The sequence below is a fragment of the Pseudobdellovibrionaceae bacterium genome, assembly GCA_020635075.1.
Taxonomy (GTDB): domain Bacteria; phylum Bdellovibrionota; class Bdellovibrionia; order Bdellovibrionales; family UBA1609; genus JADZEO01.
This window is the reverse complement of the sequence record JACKAM010000003.1, coordinates 603034-625441: the sequence shown is the minus strand read 5'-3', so window position 1 is coordinate 625441 and position 22408 is coordinate 603034. Positions and strand designations below refer to the sequence as shown.

Below are 22408 nucleotides of genomic sequence, written 5' to 3'. Positions count from 1 at the left end.
TAGACTCAAGTCTCGGTCAGCAAATTTCCAAATGGTCGGCGTCATGATTTTTGATACCCTCGTGGTGGAACGAGGGCGAAATGCAGCGAATAGTCGTGTCTCTGGGAATACTATTTGTCTTTATCTGGACCGCCAGATGGTGGAGTCATTCAAATTCCATCGTAATTAAAGCCAATCCGGCTCTGCCAGAATTATCGCGAATTATTGAGACCATCAAGCCGGGGGGAGGGACCAAGGGCGAGGCGGCGCAAAAGCCAGCGGTTCCTCCGGCCCTCAAGGAAAAACCAAAGCAAGAGATGTCCAAAGGGCTGCCGTCAGCCCTCAACGATACCGGCAAGATCCGCGAATATTTGCGCACGACTCTTGGTCAATTGGAGACCTTTGGACGGGAGTCCATACCCAATGGCCGTGTCACATATGACCAGACCAACGACCTGGGATTTCGCTCGACTATCGAAGAAACTGCGTCCGGAGATACGATTTCACGTTCCTTTGATGCCAGCGGATCTTTGATGGGGGAGAAGTGGCAAAAATCTTCGGGTGAGGAAGTCGTCAGAACTTTTCGCGACGATGGTCGTCTGGAAGGGGTGTATCACCGCCGCAAGGACGGTACAAGTTCCTCAGTGAGTTGGTCTGCCGAAGGGATTCTTTATTCCAAAAAAGATGAGTTAGGCAACGGGGAAATGATTTACACGCTCTATGATAATTCCGGATACGAATCCCAGATCTGGCGAAAAACAAAAGACGGGCGAAGTTTACGGCTGGACGAATAGCCTCATTCAGTAGACCTAGGGCTGGCCATACAGTAAACTTCTCTCGCCATCTTCAGTGAACCCATTTATTATCAATGTCGTTAACGAGCCAATTGTAAAAACAGAGAGTTATTGCACATGAGATGGGCTTCACAAGGACTCGTAGTTGCCGCCGCCATTGTCTTATCATTCAATGGTTACGCCGAGACAATAGAATTTCCCACTGAAGAGCTGGCCAGCGAGTCGGTTTTACCGGTTTTTGACAAAGTTGAAAATGTGAAGAATCGCAATGTTGTAAAGGCCAAGCGATTTGAAGTGGGCGGCGGTGTTGGCTTCAACTTAATGGACGCCTTTTATAACCCGCTCAACTTCCATGGTTCTTTGACTTACCACTTTGACGAAATTCACGGTTTCAATGCGGCAGCCGCATTTTGGATGAGTGGTCTTTCCAGCTATGGCGAGCAATTGAAAAACGGTGAGGGCTTGGACGGGGACTTCTTCGATGCCAGTCGCGCTCCAAGTCCCAAATATATGTTGATGGCCAACTACCAGTACACGGCCTACTACGGAAAGATCAGTCTCTCTAAGCAGTGGGTTATGAACCTTTCCTTGTTTGGTCTTGCCGGCATTGGAACCATTGCCATTGGCGACGACAACGTCATGGCCTTAAACATGGGTTTGGGGGAAAATTTTTACTTCACACCAAACCTAGCCCTTCGTATTGATTTACGCATGCTCGTCTATCGTGGACCTGACCCAACTACCAAGCGCTTGCTTCCAACTGATCCAGTTTTTCCTGCATCGGACTTTGGTGAGTCAAATTTCTTTCACTCCATGCTCACCTTTGGCCTTGTTTACCTGCTCTAAGGCCAGAGTTTTTAGTCCAGGAAATCATATTTCTGCTGCCTAAGTTATTGTTTCACTGTCCTAGACTTCGGATTTGAAGTTGGCATTTCATTTATAAGTACTCAATTTTGCGTAAGTTTGCTGCTATCGTTTTAAATTGAGAGTCATCATCTTGGGGATAGTAGTGCTCAAACAAGTGCTTCTAGTTGCAACTTTCTCGCTGTGGACACTGCCATCGGTGCATTCTGCCTGGGCGCAGTTCGAAGAAGATCCGTCAGAAACATCAACCGTCCTTCAGGGAGATGCCTCTCCTGAGCAGGACAAGGCAGACGCAGAGGTGGAAGACCTCTACGACAAATTTGATGCCGACGAGAACACCAAACGTGAAAAAGAGAAGCAGGTTAAGAAGAAGGAAAAGGAGGTGCCCAAAAAGGATCCATCCACTCTTTCCGAGCTGTCAACTTTGGCACCCTTTAGCGACATTGCGGTCATACAGAGACGATTTCTCCCAAAAACCAAACGTTGGGAATTTGCGGGCAGTCTGATGGGTACGATCAACAATCCATTCTTCACCAATTTGGGAGCTGCCCTTCGTGGTGGGTACTATTTTGAAGAGAAGTATGGTGTTGAAGCTGTGTACTTCTTTTTGTCGTCCAACGAACGGGCTGTAACGGACAACTTAAGAACCAAGCGAAATGTGAAGACCGAAAGCCTGGTGACGCCAGAGGGTTATATCGGAGCCGACTTCAAGTGGACGCCGATGTACGGAAAAATGACCTTTATGAACAAAAGGATTGTACCCTTTGACTTCTACTTCTCTGCAGGTATTGGACTAACCAAAACAGATCAGGGTGGAAATGAGCCAACGGTCCATTTAGCAACTGGGCAGGCCTTTGCTCTGTCCAAAAAAATGGCCGTCCGTTGGGACCTAAGTTGGAACCTCTACCAGGCTAAGACTAAAGTCGTCAAAAGTGGAACCGAAAGGGAAACCACCACCAACCAGGATGATCTGTATCTTTCGTTAGGTGTGAGTTTTTTCTTTCCGGAGGCAACCTACAGATGAGAAGGGCAACACTCTGGATAATCAGTATAGCTTGTCTTCTGCCGCTTGGAGTGCATGCAGAGGAAGGAGTTTTGGCTAATCTGAATCAAGGGCAAACGCTGACCGTCGCTCAGAAGTCCCCAGCTAAGTCCAAGCGCAAACGAAGGAGGCGAGTCAATCGGGGAAGCAGCCGTTCAGAGTTGGTTCAGGCACTGCAGATGGTGAAGCGGGGCCAGTTTCAGCAGGCCAGTGTCAAGCTCTTCCAGCTCAGTCACAGCCCACGGTTCAGAGACCGCAAAATGCAGCTTAAGTATCTTTTGGGCCTCATGCTCTATCAAATGAAAATGCCCCAGGTGGCGGCATTCCAGTTTATCAGTGTGGTAAAGGATGGAAATAACAAATATCTCAGGCAGGCTCTGGAAAAGCTGTCGCTGGCTGCGGACTCCCTTGGGGACGACACGCTGCTAAACTACGCCATTTCACGTGTTAAGGTGGATGACTTCCCGCGGGTTCATCGCGATATGCTTTTCTTCCGAATTGGTGAGTTTCAGTTGAGAAACCAACAGTTTGGGGCTGCCGCCCAAAGCTTCCGACGCGTCCAGCGGACAAGCCCCTTGTTTCCCAAGGCAAAGTACCTTGAAGCAATGGCCTATGCCGAATCTAAGCAAGTCAAAAAGGCTTATGAAGGCTTTGAAGACCTTGTCCAGGCTCGCGAAGAGTTTGGAGTGACCGATGTGGCTCGCGTATCGGGAGTGATTGGTCAGGCGCGAATTCTCTACCAGGCCAAAAAATGGGAAGAGGCCATTGAAATGTACCGTCAGGTTCCGCGGGATACCGATGCCTGGCATGACACCTTTTTTGAGTCCAGTTGGGCGATGCTTCGCTCGGGTCGGTTCCGTTCAGCGCTGAGTAATTTCCACTCGCTTCATTCAGGGTTTTACGAGGACCGTTACCTGCCTGAATCTTTGCTCTTACGTTCAATTGTCTATCTTTATATTTGTAAATACGAAGAAATGGAGAAGGTCCTTAACCTTTTCAATAAGATCTATAAGCCAGTGTACAAGGATGTGGTGTCATTCCTCAAAGTTCGTTCGGCAGATGACTATTTTGCTGAGGTGATCAGGGCGATGAAGGAATTCCGGGATAAGGGTGACCAACTGGATCGCACTCAATTCAAGATTCCGTTTGTCGTTATTCGTAAGGTGTCAAAAGAAGGTGATTTCCAGAGATCCTACAGCTACATCGTCAAGCTTCTAGAGGAAAAGAAAACCATCGATAACATGGATTCGTCATGGAGAAATTCAGCCATCGGACGCTATGCCAAGCGAGTAATCCAAAAGCGTCTGTTGAAGGCGAGGAAGCGGGCGGGACTCCAGGTCAGGGCCCACCTGGATACAGTCAGAGAGGACCTTTTTGACCTCTTCGAACAAGAGGGATTTATCCGCTACGAGATGATCAACGGCAAAAAAGAATCTCTTAAAAAGAAAATTGCCGGCAAAGATCTGCCAGAGGAGCAGATCGACCAGGACACTCAGAGGGACTACTATATTCAAAATGGATATGAATACTGGCCATTTAAAGGCGAGTACTGGATGGATGAGCTAGGTAACTACCACTATGTTGGAACTCAAAGCTGTAATTAGGAGAACTCTGTTCTCAATTCTCTGCCTTACTCTTGGGACTGGTTCAACCCTGCTTTCCACGTCTGTCTATGGCCAGGCCAAAAAAGCGGAAAAGACTGTCGGTGATGTCCTGAAAAAGATTGAAAAGAACCGCCTAAAGATCCAAAAGGGCAGTGCCTCTCTTCCTAAATTTAATAAAGTGGAATCTAGAAAACAGGTAAACCTCCGTGAGGTTAAGCCTCCTTCGTCATCGACGCTGTACTACGAAGAGGGATCAGATGAAGCGGCCCTGGAGAAGGTGACCGATGAGGGTATCAAACAACTCTATGATCTAACGAGACGTTTTAAAAAGAGCAAAAAGCGCGGAGAGTTGTGGCTGCGACTGGCAGAGATGTATGTGGAGAAATCCCGACTCATTGAATACCGCCTCCAACAGGAATTCGATAAAAAACTTCGCGAATCCCGCGAGTCAGGAAAGGGCATGAGGGCGCGCCTCGACCTGCGTCCTGCTCAGGAGTACAACAAAAAGGCTGTCCAACTTTACGAATGGTTTCTTCGGGACTTCCCCAAGGACGACAAGGTGGACCAGGCTCTATTCTTTCTTGGCTACAACTATTTTGAGCTCAATGATGAAAAGAAGGGGATGTCCTACTACGAGAGGTTAACCAAGGAATTTCCCAAGAGTTCTTACGTAGATGAATCGAATTTTGCCCTTGGTGAATTTCATTTCGAAAATGAGCGCTGGGCCGATGCTCTTGGCTATTACAAACGAGTGGCCCGCAACCGCCGTGCCCGGCTGTACTCCTTTGCATTGTACAAGTCAGCATGGTGTGAATACAAAACAGGAAAAACCAAAGATGCCCTTCGTTCACTTGAGCGGGTGATCCGTGCTGGCCGTGTAGCTAAGGGCAGCGATCAGCGAACAGCGGGTGGAGTGAGTCGTATCCGTCTGGCAACGGAGGCCCTCAAAGACTTGGTCATTTTTTATGCTGAAGTGGGAAGTTACAAGGCAGCCAAAGGCTATTTTGACAAGGTGGCCGGTTCTAAAAACGTCTACACCCTCCAGGAGAAGCTGGCTTACTACTATGCAGATACAGGTAACCGTAAAGGTGCCTCTTACGTTTTTCATGATTTGATCGCAGATCGTCCCAGCGCTCCGAAGGCCTATGACTATCAATATCAGATTGTCACGATGTATGCGGCGACGGGTGAGTCCAAGGTTTTCCGCAAGGAGCTTTATGACTGGATTCAGGGCTATGGACCCGATAGTGTTTGGCAGAGGGCGAATGAAAAGAAACGCGATCTGATCGGTAAGGCGACTCAGCTGATTGAGACCACTCTGCGGAACTACATTCTTCAGCAGCATCAGACGGCGCAAAATTCCCGTGCTCCCAATGCCCAGAGCTTGGCTAAGAGCGGGTATGAGTTGTACTTTCGGACATTTAAGGTCTCCCCTAAGTTGGATGAAATGCATTTCTTCTTCGCCGAACTTCTGTTTGATATGCAGGATTTTGAGCGCGCTGCAGACCACTATTTGTGGGTTGCAGAGAATTCACCGAAGAGTGCCTACTTTGATAAGTCAGTTCTCAATGCCATTCTTTCTCTAGAAAAGAAGCTTCCTACGGCGGATGAAATCAAAAAGATTGTGGGAGACACCACAGAGCCCGTGGAGTTTGACACTACTATTAAAAAGTTTGAAAAGGTGGTGTTGCGCTTCCTGACGGCATTTCCGAAAAACGAAGATACCGTGGCAATCAAATATCGGCTGGCCTCACTATACTATTACTATAATCAATTTGATAAGGCTCTGGTGGCCTTTAGAGAAATTATGCAGCAATTTCCCAGTACCAAGTATGCTGACTACTCTGCCAATCTCACTTTAGATATCTATAATATTAAAAAGGACTACGAGGGTCTGGAGAAGGCTGGACAAGAGATCTTGGCGATTCCTCAATTGGCCAACTCCAAAGTTGGTGGGGAGGTCCGCAAGATTCTTGAAAAGGCCTCATTTAAGAGAGCTCAGAATTCCGAAACCGGCAAAGACTACCTGACTAGTGCCAAGCAGTTTGAAGATTTTGCCTCCAAAAATCCAGGCGCCAAACTCGCAGTCTCTGCCCGTTTTAACTCGGCGGTTAACTTTGAGCGGGCAGGTGACTTGTTTAAGGCAATTGCCATGTACACGGCAGTACTTAAGAGCGGCGGTGGAACGGGTCATGAGGATCTCAAGAAGAAGTCATTGAAATTTATCGCCATTTTGTATGAGAAAACGGGACAGTACAAGGCAGCAGCCGATTTCTTTGAGCGCTATGCCAACGAAAATGCGAAGTCGGATCGCGACCTGGCCGCGAAGTTCTACTTCAATGCTGGCGTGATTCGAGACGGAATGAATTTCTTCAATTCAGCCTTGGCAAATTATCAGAAATCCTTCGATCTCAATCGCAAAAAGGATCGAGCCGAGGTTGTCTTTTTGATGGCTAAGGTTTGGGAAAAACGTGGCAACAAGTCTCGAGCCAAGAGCTACTACAAGCAGTATATCGATCTACAGCCGTCAAATGGTGCTGCCTTGGTGGAGGCTCTTTTCACGGTTGGCAAGATCGAGGAAAGCCAAAATCGAAAAAAGGCCGCTGAGGATTTCTATAAAAAGACCATTGGTGTGCAAAAGAGTCTGGCCAAGTCCGGAAAGAATGTTGGTGTAGCATTCGCTGCGGAGGCTCAGTTCAAGCTTGTTTATGATACCTATGAAGAACTCAAAGCTGTTCGTATCCCAGGTAATCCTAAGCAGCAGGCAGCTGCTGTACAAAAGAAGCTAGATTTGATCAATCGCCTTAAAGAGCGCTTGAAGCCGGTCATTCAGTACGACGACGGCCCTATGGTGGTGGCGGCTCTTACTTTGATGGGTCAGGCTAATCAGCACATGAGTGCGGCCCTTTACAAGGCTCCGCGTCCGAAGGGACTCAATAAGGAGCAAATGGATCAGTATATGAAGGGTATTGATGAAGTGGCCAAACCCTTTCAGGGAGAGGCCATTAAGAGTTACCAGTCCGCGATCGAAAAAGGCTATCGCCTAGAGGCCTATAATCAATGGCTCAAGATTGCTGCAATTGAGGCCGGCAACTTGGATAAGGAACAGTTCTCTGACTATGGCGAAGAAGCGATTTTAACCACTCTGCCTGACGACTTGGGGATGTAGGATGAAGACTATTGTTAAAATTCTACTTTTCTTTTTGTTGGCAAGTCTGTGGTTGGGTGGCAATCCGTCATATGCCATGCAGTTTGACGACATGGACGAGATAGATGACGTAGGTTCGTCCAATGATGACGGGGACTCTCCAGAAGACATCAAGCCACAAGTCGAGGTCACAAAAGACGATATTCGAGATTTGCGCGATGCCAAGCAGAAGGGCTTGGAGCCAAGGCTTGTAACTGCAGCCGCAAAAATCCTAGGTCGTGATCAAAATAACCTCTTGGCACTCAATACTTTGGCGGTCTTCTATTTCAATGATAAAAAATTTGGTTTGGCAAAAATCATCTTAAACCGGGCTCTTAACGCTCATCCCAATCAGGCAGCGTTACACAATAATCTTGGTGTGATCTACTTAAGTGAAGGTGATCAGCGCGCGGCGATCCGTTCATTTAAGAAGAGCGTAGAGGTCGACCCGGATTACGTGATCGGTGCAACAAATCTGGCATCTATATATTTGGAGTATCGCGATTTCAATCGTGCGCTGGAGCCTCTTCAGAGTGGCTATAAAGTAGTCAAAGGCTCCCTGCGCGAAGGCAAAGCTGAATCTGTGGGCGTGGCTAACAATTTGGCAGTCGCCCTAAGTGCCCAAAAACAGGCAGACAAGGCTCGTGACATTTATGAAGAAATCCTGAGAGGCAACTCAAGGAATATTACTGTTTTGCTAAATTATGCTATACTTTTGGTAGAGCGATTAAAAGCCAAGGATGAAGCTTTGAAGGTGATCAGTAAGATCAAGTTTATCGCTGAGAGCCCCAAAGCTATTCGACAAGCTGAAGAGCTGGAGAAGAAGGCAAAGTCCTTGGAGTAAGCAGCGGGGTTAGCAGTGAAGGGGTGTACATCAAGATTCTTGTTCGCTCTCATGGCGATGGTCATGATTATGGCTCCCATGAATTCCTCTTATGCTAAAGAGGATGCCGATAAAGAAAAACGCCGAACATCAATTAATTTCGAAGATGAACTGATTGAAGGTGAAGTCAAAAAGCCTGAGCTCTTTTATCTTCTTCAGAAAAAGCAATTCAATTTCAAGCGGCTGATCAAGCTGCGTGAGAACTTTTTACCCGAAATGCGAAGAACGGCAGAAGACTTGCCGAGAGGTGGGAGTAGCGATTGAAACTACCAGTAGTAATTCGCATATATAGGGGAAGTCAGCTTGAGGGTGTCAAACAGTTCGACGTTTCCCAGATAGTTATCGGCAGCAATGAAGGTGTTCAGGTTCAGTTGACTGATGAGGATGTATCACCTCTTCATGCGGTGATAGAAGAAAGAGACGCTGGATTTTATGTGTCTGATTTGGGTTCTACCACGGGAACCAAACGCGGTGGCGAGCGGATACTTGATGAGAAGATGGAGTCCGGTGATGTCTTGGACATTGGACCATTTAAAATTGAATTTTTCGTTGGTGTGCCAAAACCACTGGCGCCACCTAAAGAAGAAAAAAAGCCAGCGACACAGCCGGCCGCACCACCACCGGTAGCTGCGCCTCCTTCGACAGAGCCCAAAGAGGAAGTGACGGAAGCCGGAAAACAGATTGAGGACTCTTTGACCGCGACTGGTGCGGTGATTGAGGACTCGATTACTGCAAAAATCCCCGATGTCATTCCACTCCCTGAAGAGGATGATGATACGTCGGGTGCAGATATTCCGCCCGTAACGCCGGGTCCTTCACCAACAACAGTGATTACAGCGAATGCGAAGGGGACCTTTGCCCCTCCTAGTGAGTTTAAGAACCTCAATGAAATTCTGCGGCCAGGCAAGGGTACTGTTATTGAGGTTATTGTCGCTTGGAAAGAGAGAATTCTTTCGTCTCATCATTTTAATGAAAAAGGAATGGTGCGAGTGGGCTCGGGCCCCAACAATGAAATTATTCTGCCGATTTTAGGACCTACTATTTCCCATACGCTTATTCGCATTGATTCTCTGGCAACTGTTTGCGTGACAGGTGAGATGTCGGGAGAGTTGATTTCCGAAGGCGGAACGAAAAACTTTGGCGAACTGACCCGCGGTAACCGCCTGGTTAAGAATGCTGTTGGCTATGAAATTGGCCTTGCCCAAGGTGAGATGTTGAGGATTGGGCTACACAATGACTTGGTAAACATTTATGTCCGGTATGTCCCAGAGGCACCAAAACCACTTGTCGCACCTCTGTTGGATTTGAGTGCTTCAGAAGTTACTGGGGTCATTTTGGCCACAGTGGTGGCATTGATTTTTGGTCTCTATATGATGGTCTATGCGCCTAAAAAACTGGATGATGAGGCCCTTCTGGAAGAGCCCCTGCGCAAGGCAGTAGTCACCTTTAAACCACCGCGACCAACACCCGAAGAGAAAAAGGTGGTTGAGCCAAAAGTGGAGCCGGTTAAAGAAAAGAAGATTGTAAAAGTAGTTGAAAAGAAGGCGAAACCTCAGGCTCCTGCGTCTCCTGCACCCAAAAAGGCAGACTCAGGCAAGGCGGCCGAGGCCAGGCCCAACAATAATAAATCGAAAAAGAAAACCCTCACATCCACTCGTCAAGGTGGAGCCATCAACACGGGCAAAAAGGGTGCAAGTCCGTCCAGCGAAAAAGTGGATGTTTCGAAGACCGGTCTTCTGGGAGTTTTTGGCGCCCGTGGAACGCAGAAAAAACTCGACAAGGCCTATACCGGATCAGGAGAGCTTCAGGGAATGGCTGACAGTGCCACTGGATTTGCTGGAGACGATGAATCGAGAGCTGGCGATAACCTCGGGTCTAAAATCAAAGATGTGGGGGCTGGCGGAAAAGGCACAGCCACGGTTGGAATTTCTGGTGTGGGAACTTCGGGAAAAGGTAGCGGAACCTTTGGCTATGGAACCGGAGGCTTGGGTAAGAAAGGCAGAATCGAGGTTCAGGTTGGAGGTCAGGAAGCTGAGTTTGTCGGCTCCATTGACCGGGAAGCTATCCGACGGGTCATTCTTGCCAACAAGCGGGTTATTCGCAATTGCTATGAAATGGCCCTGCAACGGACGCCTGACTTGTATGGAAAGCTTGTTATTCAGTGGGACATCGAAGAACGAGGACGTGTCACGAATGCCCAGGTGGTGAGCGATACTCTGGGTAATAAATCAGTGGCCAAATGTTTAGTGCAGCGATTGCAGACGTGGAGATTTCCGGAGCCGCCACCTGATCAAATCGGTCGGGTGACTTATCCGTTTGTCTTTACATCACAATAATTAGGGAGGGAGACACTTTGGAACAAACGGTTTATGTCAGTCATTGTGCTGACTACGGCAACTTTATCGGGAGGGCCTTTTGTGAGGGCGGACCCGTTATGTATCTTATCCTCATAGTGGGGATACTAACCGTCTTTTTGATACTCGAAAGGGCAATGAGCCTTTCGAAACTGACGCTCGACAAAACGAGCCTGAACGAAAATCTCTTTAGTATGCTTTTGCGAGGGGATATTAAACAGGCAATTGCGTTTTGTGACAGCCGCCCAACACCATTAACCAACACACTCAAGTCAGGATTGGTTCAAGTAATGAACAAGCGGCCTGACGAAGAGGTGCAGGTGGCAATGGATGCGGCGGTATTGAGGGAGACACCACGACTAGAGGGATGGACATCCTTTCTGGCGGTATTTGGTAACGTCTCAGTTCTGATTGGTCTGTTTGGAACGATTGTTGGTCTGATTACATCATTTGCCGGTGTGGCGGAGGCCGATGCTGCAACCAAAGCAGCGCGATTGTCGGCGGGTATTTCCGAAGCTCTTAACTGTACAGCATTCGGACTTCTCGTGGCAATTACGGCGATTGTGGCCTTTGGATTTTTTCAGATCAAAATCGGCCGGGCAATTAACGATATGCTCGAAAGCAGCATGAACCTCATGAACTTGGTTGTGTCGAATCGCGACAAGATCAAATACTGAGGACTGGAATAGGATAGGCTATGGCCCACATTGATGATGGTGGAGATGACGACAGAGCGATAGCGGTTGACGTAAACCTTGTACCGTTTATCGACCTGATGAGTGTATGTATTATCTTTTTGCTCATTACGGCTGTTTGGTCTCAAGTCTCCATGATTCAGATTGGTAGCTCCATATACGGCAAAAAGTCAGAGCTGGAACCGGCGAAACCACCTCCCCGCGCGGAGATCCCGTTTCGACTGGATGTCAAAGACGATGGTTACCGAGTTGTTGTCGGGCAAAAGTCAGTACCTATCCCAAAAGTGAATGGCGAATACGATTATCAAAAATTGGTAGAAGAACTAAAAACAGTTAAGGAACTCTATCCTGAGAAGGTCGATGCGGTTATTACCATGTCTGATGAGTTGGAGTATGGGTTCCTGATTAAGGGAATGGATGCTCTGCTAACATCAGGATTTCCGGAGATCTCAGTTGCCACAGGAGGGGTGAAGTAATGCCTATCCATGTTCCTGGTCACCGGTCTCGATCCGGAAGAATGAAAAAGCCCAAAAAGAGAAATGCCGTCGCGGTTCTCTCCCTAACCGCAATGGTTGATATGTTTACGGTCCTGACCGTTTTTCTTCTGCAGAACTATGCGACTACCGGTGAAGTGATTTTTATTCCCAAGGAAGTTAAACTGCCTCAAGCCCATACGGTGAAAGAACTTAAGCCTTCAAATGTAGTGGTGATTTCACCTGAAAGAATCATGGTGAATAATGATGTCGTGGCTGATTTTCAGACGGTTAAGGAACAGCAGGACTGGGACATTCCTGATCTCAAAGAGCGTGTCGTGGCCTTGATTGAAGAAGGAAAAAAGGAAGAGGCGACTTTAGGCAGCCGGGTGCGTAAGGCGATGACCGATGCCAAAGGTGCCGAGGTTCCTGAAGAGGATGAGGTCCCACAATATATGAAGATCACGATTCAGGCCGATAAGGGCGTGGATTTTCTGACTGTGAAAAAGATCATGTATACTGTGACCGAGGCTGGAATTGCTGAAATCAATTTTGCCGTGATCAAGCTTCCGGACGAGATTAAAGAGCCAGGCAGCTAAAACTCTGATATAAAGCGTCGATTTACATAGGGCAAGTTTTCACGAATAACCACCTCGAGAAAACTTGCTTGGTTGTTTGCCCTTGGATAACTGAATGAGCCTGTATTGGCGTAGCCTTCACCTTCACAAGTTGTATGCAAATGGCTGAACACGACTAGTTGGGCTCCGGTAATTTCCCGAACCCGATCGGCGGCCCTTTTTAAGTCATTGATAAGCAAATCTCCCCGAAGGTCCTTTGTCGTCAAAAGCAGATCATAAACCCGCTTTGCAGCATTCGCTGGACTCAGATGAGTGGGCTTCTTCATGAGGTCGCGGATTCGCCCTATCCAATTGGGATCAACTCCGGACCAGCGAGCAAAGGCTGCCTCCAGACTGTCCATCTCCTTAAGAGGAAAAATTGAGGCCTTGACCATCTGACCCAGGCAGCTAAGCGCTCCTTTTGCAAACAGCCAATAGGCGTAGGGGGCTTTGAGTTTGTAGCGAATAAGGATTTGTTTGGCTTGGGACCAAAAGTGACGGTTGGTATTAAGGATGAGTTCAAGATCCTGAAAGTGGGCAGCGAAATACCAGGTCAAAACCGTCCCCACAGGGTAGGCTTGTTTGCCTCCATTTTTTGCCGTCAAAGCCAAAGGGTGTCTAACCGAGTTTTCCGCATCATACTGATGACCATGTTCAATATAGAGAGAAGGGTCTGGGTGGTAAAACCAACTGGAGAAAACTACCTGGTGATTTTCGACTGGGCGAGAAGTTTGGGATTCGATCAGACATCGAATCCGTCTTTGCACATCAGGGATTCCAAGTTCCAGGTCATGGTTACCCGAAATAAAGACCACCTTGCCTTTACTTTCGAGAACCTGCCCAAGGGCTGTGAAAAACTGCGGAAACTGAGCCTCAATTTGATCAAGTGCCGCTACGGCATGGCTACCGTTAGAGCAGAAGCCATTTTGGGTGGCCATGGCAAAGTCAAATGTGTCCCCGTTAAAGACCAGGTGGAGGCGCTCGTTTCGTCGTTGGCGAAGTTCCAATTCCGCAAAAAATCGGGCTAAACGCGGATCTTCGGGCTTGCCAGGGATAAGATGGAGATCGCCAAAAATGCAATAGGTCTCCTCCGGCTGCGGACAATGGGTGTCACTGGCGCTGGCTGTGTCGATCATTATTGAATTCCTAATTCCCTGTTGGTCCCGATTGGTATCAGATCCGTAAACTAGCGGCAGTTTACCCTCTGCACAAGAGATCGGATCACTTTTGTAACTAAACCCTACCTTGTGCTTGGTTGATCCGCTCAAAGTCCTTATAATCGCCGGTAGTCGGCCGGGGTTTAGACTTGAGGAGTGGTAGTCGTGGCGGGAGTTGCGATCCAGGAAAGAATGGCGGGGTGGATCCTCCTCGACGAGATCCCCAGCCCGGCTGATGGGCCGAGACAACCTGAAGTGGGGGTGCGCTACCCATTTGAGTTTGTCATTTCGGCCTTCTGTAACTCCTTCATCTATCCCTTCCCATTTAGATTCAATGGTACGGCTAGATTCCTGGGGTTTCCTTTGTCAGCCGAGAGGCCTCTTGCGGACGAAGAGGTGCCCATTCGAGGAACCATGACGATCTCCCATCAAGGCGTTGCCTATGACTATCAGGGCGAGGGTGGTCCCTTGGGAAGCTTCTCCATGTCTGGGGCTAAAAGGTACAAGTACGTTTTCAGTTGGTCGCGGATCAGGGCTTCTTTGGTCACTCTGCCCCTTGAAATCACCTGGCAGGGAAGAAAAATTGGCCGTGGGGAGTTGCGATATCTACCGCCTCTTTACCATTTTCCCTTTGGAGTTCGTCTGCGGCGAGGGAATGGATCTTTTGATTCCACTGAACATCTCAGTGGTCGTCTCATGGCACTGGGTCGGGCCTTGCTAAGCAACTACGATGAGCTCCCGGACCGGCCTCAAGCACGTCGGCAGGTTCAGGATTTGTTGGGCCAGTCGCCGATTTGGATTCGCTTGCTTTTGTCCATGACTTTGTCGATTACGGAGTTCGTTATTGCTCTCAGGTTTTTCACCAGGCTCAGTAACTTGGGAGAACAAAGCAGAGAAAAGTTCAGTCGGTTTTTGATGAGAAGTCGGCTCCCTCATCTTGCCCTCATGCCAGCGATCAACCTGGTATTTGGTTCTTTGTTCGGGACACGCGCGTACCGTCAGCTCAAGGGACAACATATTCCCGTGCCACCAACTCAGATCGAAGATGAACCATGGGTGCAACTTCACCAATGTCCGACGGGCAATCTGAGTGAGGACGAAATCGATGTGGACGTGGCCATTGTCGGCAGTGGTGCTGGCGGGGCTGCCTGTGCTTACCAGTTGGCCCGAAAGGGGCATGCAGTTTTGGTGATCGAGGAGGGGGCCTACTTCAAACGTCCTGATTTGAATGGTGAGCGACTCACCATGGCTAGTCGTCTCTACAGTCGAGCGGGAAACACATTTGTTTTAGGCAATGGCCCCATTTGGCTGCCGACGGGAAAGTGTGTTGGCGGAACCACCACGATCAACAGCGGTACAGTAATGAGGCCCGCCAAGTCAGTGCTGAAGACTTGGCAGGAGACCGAGGGCCTGCATGAGCTAAAGTTGGAGAGTTACTTTCCGGAAGTGGAGGAAATGCTCAACGCGACTCCGACTCCGCAAAAGTACCAGGGGGGGATTCGTCAGGTCTTGGAGCGGGGTGTGGCAGGGTTGGGCATCACATATGGCCCCCTCATGCGGGCAGAAAAGGGTTGTGACGGACAGTCTTATTGCACCTCCGGATGTCCAACCGCTGCCAAGCAGAGTACAGATGTGTCCTACATGAAGGAAGCTCTCAAGGAGAATGCCTTCTTATTTAGTCGTTACCGGGTTCATCGCCTCCTCGTCGAACGGGGAGAAGTCAAAGGGCTGGTGGCTCATCTACCCAACTACGGACCGGAGTTCACACTGCGTGTCCGTGCCCGCAAGGTGGTGTTGGCTTGTGGCGCATTTGGGACACCCCATTTGTTGTGGAAGAGTGGTTTACACAAAGGCCTTCCACAGTTAGGGCGCAACCTTACCATACATCCGGCCCTTACAGTCGGGGCTATGTTTGACTACCGGGTTCGCGAATCGCAGTTTGTGCCCCAGTCAATGGCGGTACATGGCCACGGCGACGGGAGGTTTGTGCTGGAGGGTTATACCCTTCCTGTGGACGTCATCCCCCTTGCCTTCGGATGTTTTGGAAATGAGCTCAATGAAATCATGAACCGAGTCGATTATTTTACCAATTTTTCTGCAATGCTGACGGACCAGGTGAATGGGCATCTAAGGTTTAACGGATCTGGAGCAACGCCCATATATTGGATCAATGACAAGACTAAAGGGCTTATTCGGGAATCACTGGGCGCATTGGGAGAGATTTTCTTTCGTGCCGGTGCTCTGGCCGTGTATCCGTCTGTATCAGGATTCAACAAGGTGACGTCACGAGAAGAGCTACGCAGTTTGATAGGCAGGAACCTCCCCGCCTATCGCTATGCCCTTTCCGCTCATCATCCTCTTGGCACTTGTCGAATGGGTTCTGGTCCGAAGAACTCGGTGATCGACAGCAGTGGTGAAGTGTGGGGGACTAAGAATCTTCATGTCGCAGATGGATCGGCGATTCCCGGTCCTCTTGGTGTCAACCCTCAGGTTACCATTATGGCCAATGCCCTCCGTGTTGCTGATATCATTCATGAGAGGCTATCGTGATTGCGCCAGACCAAGTGATGACAAACGCTTCATCAATTGCCAAAGGCCTATATGAGTCATTCTACTTTCGTGGTACCAATATCGACAAGAGTTCTGCTTTTTGGCTCAAACACAACCTTTTGGTCTATAAGAAGCAGCCTCAAGTGAAGATTGAATCGACCCTTCTACTCTTTGAATCAGGCAGTGGCCAGCCTAGAGTTGCCAAGCAAGAGGAGATGATTCTCCTGGCGGACTTTTTGGAGTTGAAGTCCCGGTGGGGGGACGGCTGGACCAACTTTCAGTTTCAGTTTGCAAATGGTGGCCACCTCTTAATTTCTCCTGGGAAGTTGCGCGGGCAGATGGTCTCGGACGCTGGCGAGGCCAGATGGGGTTTGGATCTTCACAGCCAGGGGGAGATTTACTACCACTTTTCTCAGGACTGGTTTTATCGTGCGGGTTTTCCTAAAAAAAAGATTCTTACCAATGATACACGAATCGTGATGAAGGGGGATCTACAAATCGGGGATCGAATTTTGGAAGGGCCCTTTATCGGCATGAACGGCCACAATTGGGGAACCGAGCACGCCTACAAATATGTCTATGCGGACTGCAATCAGTTTGTAGACGCCGAAGCTTATTTTGATGGTTTTTCGGCCAAAATCGCTTTAGCCGGTGGGCTGATAAAGTCTCCCTTTCTTTCCTGCGCCTCACTAAGGATTGATGAGCAATGGTATCATTTTAATCATGTGCAATCCTCATGGCGGCACCGGGTTCATGAGGCGAAGCAGAAATCATGGGCAGTGAGATTTGTGGGAGATGTTTATGATTTAGAGTGCTCAATTGATGGCTCATCTTCTGTGTGGGTGACTCTGATCTACGATCACCCTTCGAAAAAACAATCTCTCGTTCACAACACCAAGTTCGCCCGGGGAGAGCTTAAACTCATTCGCCGGTCGGATCAGAAGATTGAACGAGTGCTTACAAGTGATTGGTTTGAACTGGAGTCCCTAATACCTGGCGCGCCAGCCCTAAGTGAAGTTAAGCGGCCTCTTTGATGGTCGTCAGCGCCGAGCGTTTGATGTAATCGATGAGAACCGACTTTGTTTCGGTGGAAATCTGACTGAATTGAATGCCCGTATATCCGCTTTCAGTGTGGTAGCGAACTTCGCCCTTAACTCGGATTGACTCCGATAGGGAGGGGCTCTTGATCTCCATTTGAATTTCCTGGCCAGCAATGACACCACTGAGACCTGTAATGCCTAGGCCTCCCTGACTCACAGAATGGAGTTGGGCAATGGTAATCAGATCATCCTTGTGGATGGTTACTGTCCCCTTGATACGTGCTCGGGGATGCTCCCGACGGTTGACGCCGATTTCATCCATCACATCATGGAATTCATAGACCGGCGCCCAGCCCTTCATGCCCTTACTCCAAAGCATGACGCCTTGGAAGGAGGATAGCTTTCCTAGTGCTTCGATCAGATCTTCACGGCTCATCGGGCCGTGAGACTGTCCGTCGTGAGCGTAATGCCATTTGCGGTGTTCAATCTCGTGATGATGGGACTCCATTAGTCGGGGAAGTTCCTGCTCCCACCAGCCCAAAGAGCGCCATTCGTCTTGGGCGCGCCCCCATATCAGACACGTCTCGGGTAGACCGAGAGCCATTTTGGCCTTCACTTCCTCGGTGGAAAAAGGTCCCGAAACATCTTCATCGATATTTAAAAACCATTTACTCATAACGAGTTCTTATCGGCCACCTAAGTATCTAACTTTAGTAAGGAATTTCTGGACTAGCGAGAGGTCCTGAGGCCTCGCGCGGTCTCAAATCAAAATAAAGGGGGGAATGTTTGAATAGATGACGGTTTCGTGCCAATTTCGTGCCAAATCCATGGTAAAATATTGGATGAAGGACGTCGCTGAATATGAAGATTGGCAAGTTTCTATTGGGCCTTCTGTTTGTTGTCTTGGTGGTGGAAATCATTGTGATTGCCCCCAAGGACGTTGATCAGCCGCCCCCTGAGGACTCTGAAGAGACTGTAGCGGCGGACTCAGACAGCGGTGTTGAGCAGCTCATGCGTGGAGCCCACCTTGTTGAGACTCGGGAGGGAGAGAAAGAGTGGGAGTTGTGGGCAGACACGGCAACCAGCTACAAGGAAAAAGCCCAGTGGTCCTTGCAGACGGTCAAAACTCGGTTTTTTGGTAAAGATGGGGTTCATTTTACCGTTACCGGAGAGCGAGGGACCGTGCAGGTTCAGACAAAGGATATGACGGTGAAGGGAAATGTGAGGATTCGGTCCTCCAACGGTTACATTTTTAAGACCGAGGAAGTCATGTACCACTCGGGAGAGCGGCGGTTGATGGCACCCCTGCCAGTGACCATGTGGGGTATCAAGGATGAAGCCGGTCATTCCCTGCATTTGCGCGGTCAGAGTCTGGAGGCCGACTTGAACAACGCTTTGATGACTGTTTCCCGAGACGTAAGAGGGGAGAAGCCATTTAAGAATGAAAAGCGGTTATTGATTCGCAGTCAGCGTGCTGATTTTAGCGGTAAGTCCAATTTGGCCCGCTTCAGTGGTGAGGTGGTGATGGATTTTGATTCCATGCGCATTACGGGCCCTGAAGCTGTCTTCGAATACGGACCGGACGCAAACTTGGTTCGCTCGGTTCACGTATCCGGTGGTGTACGGGTGAGTGATCTGGATAAATGGGCGACATCGCAAAAGGTGAGTGTGAACTTTGACAAGGACAAATATGTGTTTCGAGGTAATCCAAAAGTGGTTCAAAACAACGATGAACTACAGGGCGAGGAGATCGTCTTTTTGGACGGAGGAAAGCGTGTTGAGGTCCTTAAAGCTCGGGCGAAAGTAGACAAATCCCGAATGGAGAAGGTGAATTGAGTCAGTTGAAGATTGAAAACATATCTAAAAAATTCAAACTTCGCCAGGTGGTCAAGGGCGTGTCCTTTGAGGTTCAATCGGGTGAAATCGTCGGGCTGCTGGGCCCCAATGGGGCCGGTAAAACGACCAGTTTCTATATGGTGGTGGGTCTGCTTAGTCCGGACGAGGGCGAGATCATTTTGAATGACAAGAAAATCGGCGGGCTGCCCATGTACCAAAGGGCACGCATCGGTTTGAGCTACCTGCCACAGGAAGCCAGCATCTTTCGCCGTCTCACAGTGGCTGAGAATATTCAGGTGGCCCTTGAGGCCCATGGGTATACGGGGTCGGATAAGATGGAGAGACTGGACCAATTGTTAGCTGAGTTTCGCATCGAACATGTGCGCGACTCATATGGTTACTCCCTATCTGGCGGTGAGCGACGCCGGGTGGAGATTGCCCGGGCTTTAGCCGGGGAACCAAAGTTCCTACTTTTGGACGAGCCATTTGCGGGGATTGACCCAATTGCTGTGGGCGACATCCAGGAGATTATCCGGCAGCTTAAGGCCAAGGGCATTGGAGTTCTAATTACCGACCACAACGTGCGTGAGACTCTGGGAATTTGTGATCGAGCCCATATTTTGAAAGAGGGCAAGATTGAAGTCGAGGGTAGTGCCGAAGAAGTAGCCCAGTCGCCAGTTGCCAGAAAGTTTTATCTGGGCGAAAATTTTAGACTGTAGGAGTGATTGAATGGCAATGAGTCTGAAAATGAGCATGAAGCTTTCCCAGCAGTTGAGGATGACGCCTCAACTGCAGCAGGCCATTAAGCTTCTGCAATTGTCACGTATGGAGCTGGAGACCCAGGTTCGCAAGGAGCTGACTGAAAATCCGGTTCTTGAAGAAGTCCAGGACACAACTGACGACGATCCGGCCCAGCGAACATCATCCACAAGTGAGGATGTACAGTCTGCAGCGGGAAATGAAAATACAGAGTCAGCCCAAGACCAGGATCCTCGTAAGCAAGACGAGTTTGATTGGGATAATTATTTCGACAATCAGTACAAACCTCCTCAGGGTTCCGGGGGCGGCAACGAAGAGATCATGAATTATGAAAACGTGATCTCGGCCCGTCAGACTCTGCACGATCATCTGATGTGGCAGGCAGGATTGGCTGGTTTCAATGACGAGGAAATGGCCCTGGTGACTATTCTCATTTCCTATGTCGATGATGATGGCTATATCAAGGTCCCCATGGAGCAAATTGCTGAAGAAGAAGGACTGGAAGCTCTTGATCTTGAGGAGATTATTCCCTTTATTCAGGAGTTTGATCCTCCCGGGGTTGGAGCCCGCAACCTAAAAGAGTGTTTACTCGTTCAAGCCAAACATTTGGAAGAGGACACCAACGATTTGGTGCAATTGATTAATGAGCACTTGAAAGATCTTGAAAAGAAAAACTATCCTGCTATTGCCAAAGCCATGGGTTTGGAAATGGAAGATGTGATCGAGATGTGTAAGATCATCTATTCCATGGACCCTAAGCCAGGTCGCGCCTATTTGCCGCAGGATACTCACTTTATCACGCCAGATGTTTATGTGTATAAGGTGGGCGACGAGTACATGGTGGCCTTGAACGAAGATGGTCTGCCGCGCCTGAGGATATCCAACCTCTATAAAAATGTCCTAAAGGGTGGCCAATCCAACGGTGCGACTCCCGAGGCTCAGGAGTATATTCAGGACAAACTGCGGTCCGCGCTGTGGTTAATTAAATCCATCGCGCAAAGGCAGAGAACGATCTACAAAGTGACCGAGAGTATCGTGCGCCATCAGAGAGACTTTTTTGATAAAGGTCCAGCCTTTATTAAGCCCATGATTTTGAGAGATATTGCCAACGACATCGGAATGCACGAGTCGACAGTGAGCCGGGTGACGACGAACAAGTACGTTCATACTCCCCGGGGAATTTTTGAGCTCAAATACTTTTTTAATTCCGGAATCAACAAAACAGATGGTGATTCGCTGGCCAGTGAATCGGTTAAGCTCAAGATCAAGCACCTCGTCAGTGAAGAAGATCCAAAGAACCCCCTGTCGGACCAGAAGATTGTGGAATTACTGAAAAAGGATGGCATCAAGATTGCCCGTCGGACGGTGGCAAAATACCGGGACGTGCTAAAAATCTTGCCTTCTTCCAAACGCAAGAAGTACTTCTAGCCCCATGGAACACTCTTATATTCAAAGTCCCCTTGGCTGGCTGAAGCTATCTGTTGCTGACAATCAGGTCTTTGCCATTGATCGGGTTCGCGCCAAAGGATCATCTTCATCCCATTTGTCCCCCATAATGACCCGCCTCCAGGCTCAGCTTCGGGAGTATTTTGCCGGTAAGAGGCAGAAGTTTGACCTTCCCCTTGCTGAAAGAGGGACGCCATTTCAAAGGCAGGTTTGGCGGAAGATGGCGCAAATCCCCTACGGCAGGAGTCTATCCTACGGGGATTTGGCGGCTCAGGTGGGAAAACCAGGGGCTGCTCGGGCCGTCGGGAGTGCCTGTGGAAAGAACCCTTGGTTGATCCTTGTGCCTTGCCATCGGGTCTTGGCCGCAAACGGAGGAATGGGAGGCTTTGCCTTGGGGCTCAAAGCAAAACAGTGTTTGTTGAATTTGGAACAGTAGTCGGCTCACCCTCGTCCCAAATTGAGATTCCCTTGGCCGCAGCTCTACTCCAGTCATGCGCCTGCCGATAAGACCTATGTCTCGTCTTAAAGAACCAGTTTTACTGGAAAGGTCTCGTCGGCATGAAATTGCCTGTCTTTCAGTTCAAAGAATCGATCCTAAAATCTAGAGGGGAAAGGAGTTGGCATGAAGGTCAGCTGCCAGTTTAAGAGTTTGCAGTGGTCTGATGCATTGGTGGAATACACGGAGGACAAATTACAGAAGTTAAAGAAATTCGAATTAAAACCAATTCAGGTTCACGTCACATATAGCGCAGAGCGACACCGAAAGTCTGTTGAGATGCATATTGTCGGACGAGATGTGTCGATGTCTGGTCGCGCATACGGCGAGAGTTTCCACGAGGCGGTGGATGGAGTGGTGGGCAAATTGACCCGTCAACTCTCCAAGAGAAAACAGAAGATTAAGGAGCACAGATCCTTTGAGCAGAGTAGCTACGGCAAGTTGGATCGATTGAACGCCCAGATGGAGGTTGTGACTCCGGAGGTGAAGAAGGCCGGCTAGAGTCATCACCTGAGTTTGAAATCAAAGAGGCCAGCCTGAACCGGGGTTGGCCTTTTTGTTTGTTGACCCCTCGAAATTCTCCCTGTTAACTACTGCCTTTTGAGTCTTTTGCCTGAATATTTGAAAGGGTT

At 49.0% G+C, this 22408-nt stretch carries 20 protein-coding genes; 18 read left to right on the top strand and 2 right to left on the bottom strand.

Annotated features, from left to right (window positions below):
- Positions 1 to 80: 80 nt before the first annotated feature.
- From H6624_17450 to H6624_17400, 11 genes are all read left to right on the top strand, one after another.
- The gene (locus H6624_17450) at positions 81 to 773 is read left to right on the top strand and encodes a hypothetical protein (GenBank protein MCB9086130.1); all 693 of its coding nucleotides are present in this window, start codon (positions 81 to 83) and stop codon (positions 771 to 773) included.
- A 117-nt stretch (positions 774 to 890) separates the two neighbouring features.
- Positions 891 to 1619 carry an outer membrane beta-barrel domain-containing protein gene (locus H6624_17445; GenBank protein MCB9086129.1) on the top strand — a complete coding sequence of 243 codons (729 nt, stop codon included), beginning with the start codon at positions 891 to 893 and terminating at the stop codon, positions 1617 to 1619.
- A gap of 163 nt (positions 1620 to 1782) precedes the next feature.
- Positions 1783 to 2661, top strand: coding sequence for an outer membrane beta-barrel domain-containing protein (locus tag H6624_17440; GenBank protein ID MCB9086128.1), 879 nt, complete (start codon positions 1783 to 1785; stop codon positions 2659 to 2661).
- 71 nt (positions 2662 to 2732) lie between these two features.
- Positions 2733 to 4283 carry a hypothetical protein gene (locus H6624_17435; GenBank protein ID MCB9086127.1) on the top strand — a complete coding sequence of 517 codons (1551 nt, stop codon included), beginning with the start codon at positions 2733 to 2735 and terminating at the stop codon, positions 4281 to 4283.
- Complete coding sequence (locus H6624_17430) at positions 4258 to 7452, top strand: tetratricopeptide repeat protein (GenBank protein MCB9086126.1); 3195 nt, start codon at positions 4258 to 4260, stop codon at positions 7450 to 7452. The genes H6624_17435 and H6624_17430 overlap by 26 nt, the downstream gene beginning before the upstream one ends.
- Before the next feature lies 1 nt (position 7453).
- Entirely contained in the window at positions 7454 to 8314 is an 861-nt protein-coding gene (locus H6624_17425) for a tetratricopeptide repeat protein (protein MCB9086125.1), read from the top strand.
- A gap of 15 nt (positions 8315 to 8329) precedes the next feature.
- Positions 8330 to 8617, top strand: a complete 288-nt coding sequence (locus tag H6624_17420) for a hypothetical protein (protein ID MCB9086124.1) — start codon at positions 8330 to 8332, stop codon at positions 8615 to 8617.
- On the top strand, positions 8614 to 10689 hold the full coding sequence (locus H6624_17415; GenBank protein ID MCB9086123.1) for an AgmX/PglI C-terminal domain-containing protein: 2076 nt from the start codon (positions 8614 to 8616) through the stop codon (positions 10687 to 10689). The genes H6624_17420 and H6624_17415 overlap by 4 nt, the downstream gene beginning before the upstream one ends.
- A gap of 98 nt (positions 10690 to 10787) precedes the next feature.
- A complete protein-coding gene (locus H6624_17410; protein ID MCB9086122.1) occupies positions 10788 to 11384 on the top strand; it encodes a MotA/TolQ/ExbB proton channel family protein in 597 nt (198 codons plus the stop codon).
- A gap of 20 nt (positions 11385 to 11404) precedes the next feature.
- On the top strand, positions 11405 to 11878 hold the full coding sequence (locus H6624_17405; protein MCB9086121.1) for a biopolymer transporter ExbD: 474 nt from the start codon (positions 11405 to 11407) through the stop codon (positions 11876 to 11878).
- Positions 11878 to 12474: a biopolymer transporter ExbD gene (locus H6624_17400; protein ID MCB9086120.1), complete on the top strand. Its 597-nt coding sequence runs from the start codon at positions 11878 to 11880 to the stop codon at positions 12472 to 12474. Before H6624_17405 ends, H6624_17400 begins: the two co-directional genes overlap by 1 nt.
- Here H6624_17400 and H6624_17395 read toward each other — a convergent pair.
- Positions 12471 to 13628: a metallophosphoesterase gene (locus H6624_17395; GenBank protein MCB9086119.1), complete on the bottom strand. Its 1158-nt coding sequence runs from the start codon at positions 13626 to 13628 to the stop codon at positions 12471 to 12473. The genes H6624_17400 and H6624_17395 overlap by 4 nt on opposite strands.
- Before the next feature lie 186 nt (positions 13629 to 13814).
- Here H6624_17395 and H6624_17390 point away from each other — a divergent pair, with 186 nt between their 5' ends.
- Both H6624_17390 and H6624_17385 read left to right on the top strand, forming a co-directional pair.
- Positions 13815 to 16199 (top strand): GMC family oxidoreductase, encoded by a 2385-nt coding sequence (locus H6624_17390; protein MCB9086118.1) that lies wholly within the window; start codon positions 13815 to 13817, stop codon positions 16197 to 16199.
- Positions 16196 to 17233: a hypothetical protein gene (locus H6624_17385; GenBank protein ID MCB9086117.1), complete on the top strand. Its 1038-nt coding sequence runs from the start codon at positions 16196 to 16198 to the stop codon at positions 17231 to 17233. The genes H6624_17390 and H6624_17385 overlap by 4 nt, the downstream gene beginning before the upstream one ends.
- On the opposite strand, the gene H6624_17380 is transcribed toward H6624_17385, so the two are convergent.
- Positions 17217 to 17915, bottom strand: a complete 699-nt coding sequence (locus H6624_17380) for a DUF4339 domain-containing protein (protein MCB9086116.1) — start codon at positions 17913 to 17915, stop codon at positions 17217 to 17219. The genes H6624_17385 and H6624_17380 overlap by 17 nt on opposite strands.
- Positions 17916 to 18100: 185 nt before the next feature.
- Between H6624_17380 and lptC the strand changes: the two genes are divergently transcribed.
- From lptC to raiA, 5 genes are all read left to right on the top strand, one after another.
- The gene (gene lptC, locus H6624_17375) at positions 18101 to 19075 is read left to right on the top strand and encodes an LPS export ABC transporter periplasmic protein LptC (GenBank protein MCB9086115.1); all 975 of its coding nucleotides are present in this window, start codon (positions 18101 to 18103) and stop codon (positions 19073 to 19075) included.
- The gene (gene lptB / locus H6624_17370; GenBank protein ID MCB9086114.1) at positions 19072 to 19794 is read left to right on the top strand and encodes an LPS export ABC transporter ATP-binding protein; all 723 of its coding nucleotides are present in this window, start codon (positions 19072 to 19074) and stop codon (positions 19792 to 19794) included. Before lptC ends, lptB begins: the two co-directional genes overlap by 4 nt.
- Positions 19795 to 19804: 10 nt before the next feature.
- Positions 19805 to 21262 carry an RNA polymerase factor sigma-54 gene (gene rpoN, locus H6624_17365; protein ID MCB9086113.1) on the top strand — a complete coding sequence of 486 codons (1458 nt, stop codon included), beginning with the start codon at positions 19805 to 19807 and terminating at the stop codon, positions 21260 to 21262.
- Positions 21263 to 21266: 4 nt separating this feature from the next.
- A complete protein-coding gene (locus H6624_17360; GenBank protein MCB9086112.1) occupies positions 21267 to 21716 on the top strand; it encodes a methylated-DNA--[protein]-cysteine S-methyltransferase in 450 nt (149 codons plus the stop codon).
- A 186-nt stretch (positions 21717 to 21902) separates the two neighbouring features.
- Positions 21903 to 22277 carry a ribosome-associated translation inhibitor RaiA gene (raiA, locus tag H6624_17355; protein ID MCB9086111.1) on the top strand — a complete coding sequence of 125 codons (375 nt, stop codon included), beginning with the start codon at positions 21903 to 21905 and terminating at the stop codon, positions 22275 to 22277.
- Positions 22278 to 22408: the final 131 nt, after the last annotated feature.

What these genes read in the sequence shown, in the direction of transcription:
- lptC (MCB9086115.1), top strand. Translation starts at nt 18,101, where the DNA reads ATGAAGATTGGCAAGTTTCTATTGGGCCTTCTGTTTGTTGTCTTGGTG.
- H6624_17405 (MCB9086121.1), top strand. Translation starts at nt 11,405, where the DNA reads ATGGCCCACATTGATGATGGTGGAGATGACGACAGAGCGATAGCGGTT.
- H6624_17425 (MCB9086125.1), top strand. Translation starts at nt 7,454, where the DNA reads ATGAAGACTATTGTTAAAATTCTACTTTTCTTTTTGTTGGCAAGTCTG.
- H6624_17445 (MCB9086129.1), top strand. Translation starts at nt 891, where the DNA reads ATGAGATGGGCTTCACAAGGACTCGTAGTTGCCGCCGCCATTGTCTTA.
- raiA (MCB9086111.1), top strand. Translation starts at nt 21,903, where the DNA reads ATGAAGGTCAGCTGCCAGTTTAAGAGTTTGCAGTGGTCTGATGCATTG.
- H6624_17360 (MCB9086112.1), top strand. Translation starts at nt 21,267, where the DNA reads ATGGAACACTCTTATATTCAAAGTCCCCTTGGCTGGCTGAAGCTATCT.
- H6624_17395 (MCB9086119.1), bottom strand. Translation starts at nt 13,628, where the DNA reads ATGATCGACACAGCCAGCGCCAGTGACACCCATTGTCCGCAGCCGGAG.
- H6624_17430 (MCB9086126.1), top strand. Translation starts at nt 4,258, where the DNA reads ATGTTGGAACTCAAAGCTGTAATTAGGAGAACTCTGTTCTCAATTCTC.
- H6624_17400 (MCB9086120.1), top strand. Translation starts at nt 11,878, where the DNA reads ATGCCTATCCATGTTCCTGGTCACCGGTCTCGATCCGGAAGAATGAAA.
- H6624_17450 (MCB9086130.1), top strand. Translation starts at nt 81, where the DNA reads ATGCAGCGAATAGTCGTGTCTCTGGGAATACTATTTGTCTTTATCTGG.
- H6624_17410 (MCB9086122.1), top strand. Translation starts at nt 10,788, where the DNA reads ATGTATCTTATCCTCATAGTGGGGATACTAACCGTCTTTTTGATACTC.
- H6624_17380 (MCB9086116.1), bottom strand. Translation starts at nt 17,915, where the DNA reads ATGAGTAAATGGTTTTTAAATATCGATGAAGATGTTTCGGGACCTTTT.
- rpoN (MCB9086113.1), top strand. Translation starts at nt 19,805, where the DNA reads ATGGCAATGAGTCTGAAAATGAGCATGAAGCTTTCCCAGCAGTTGAGG.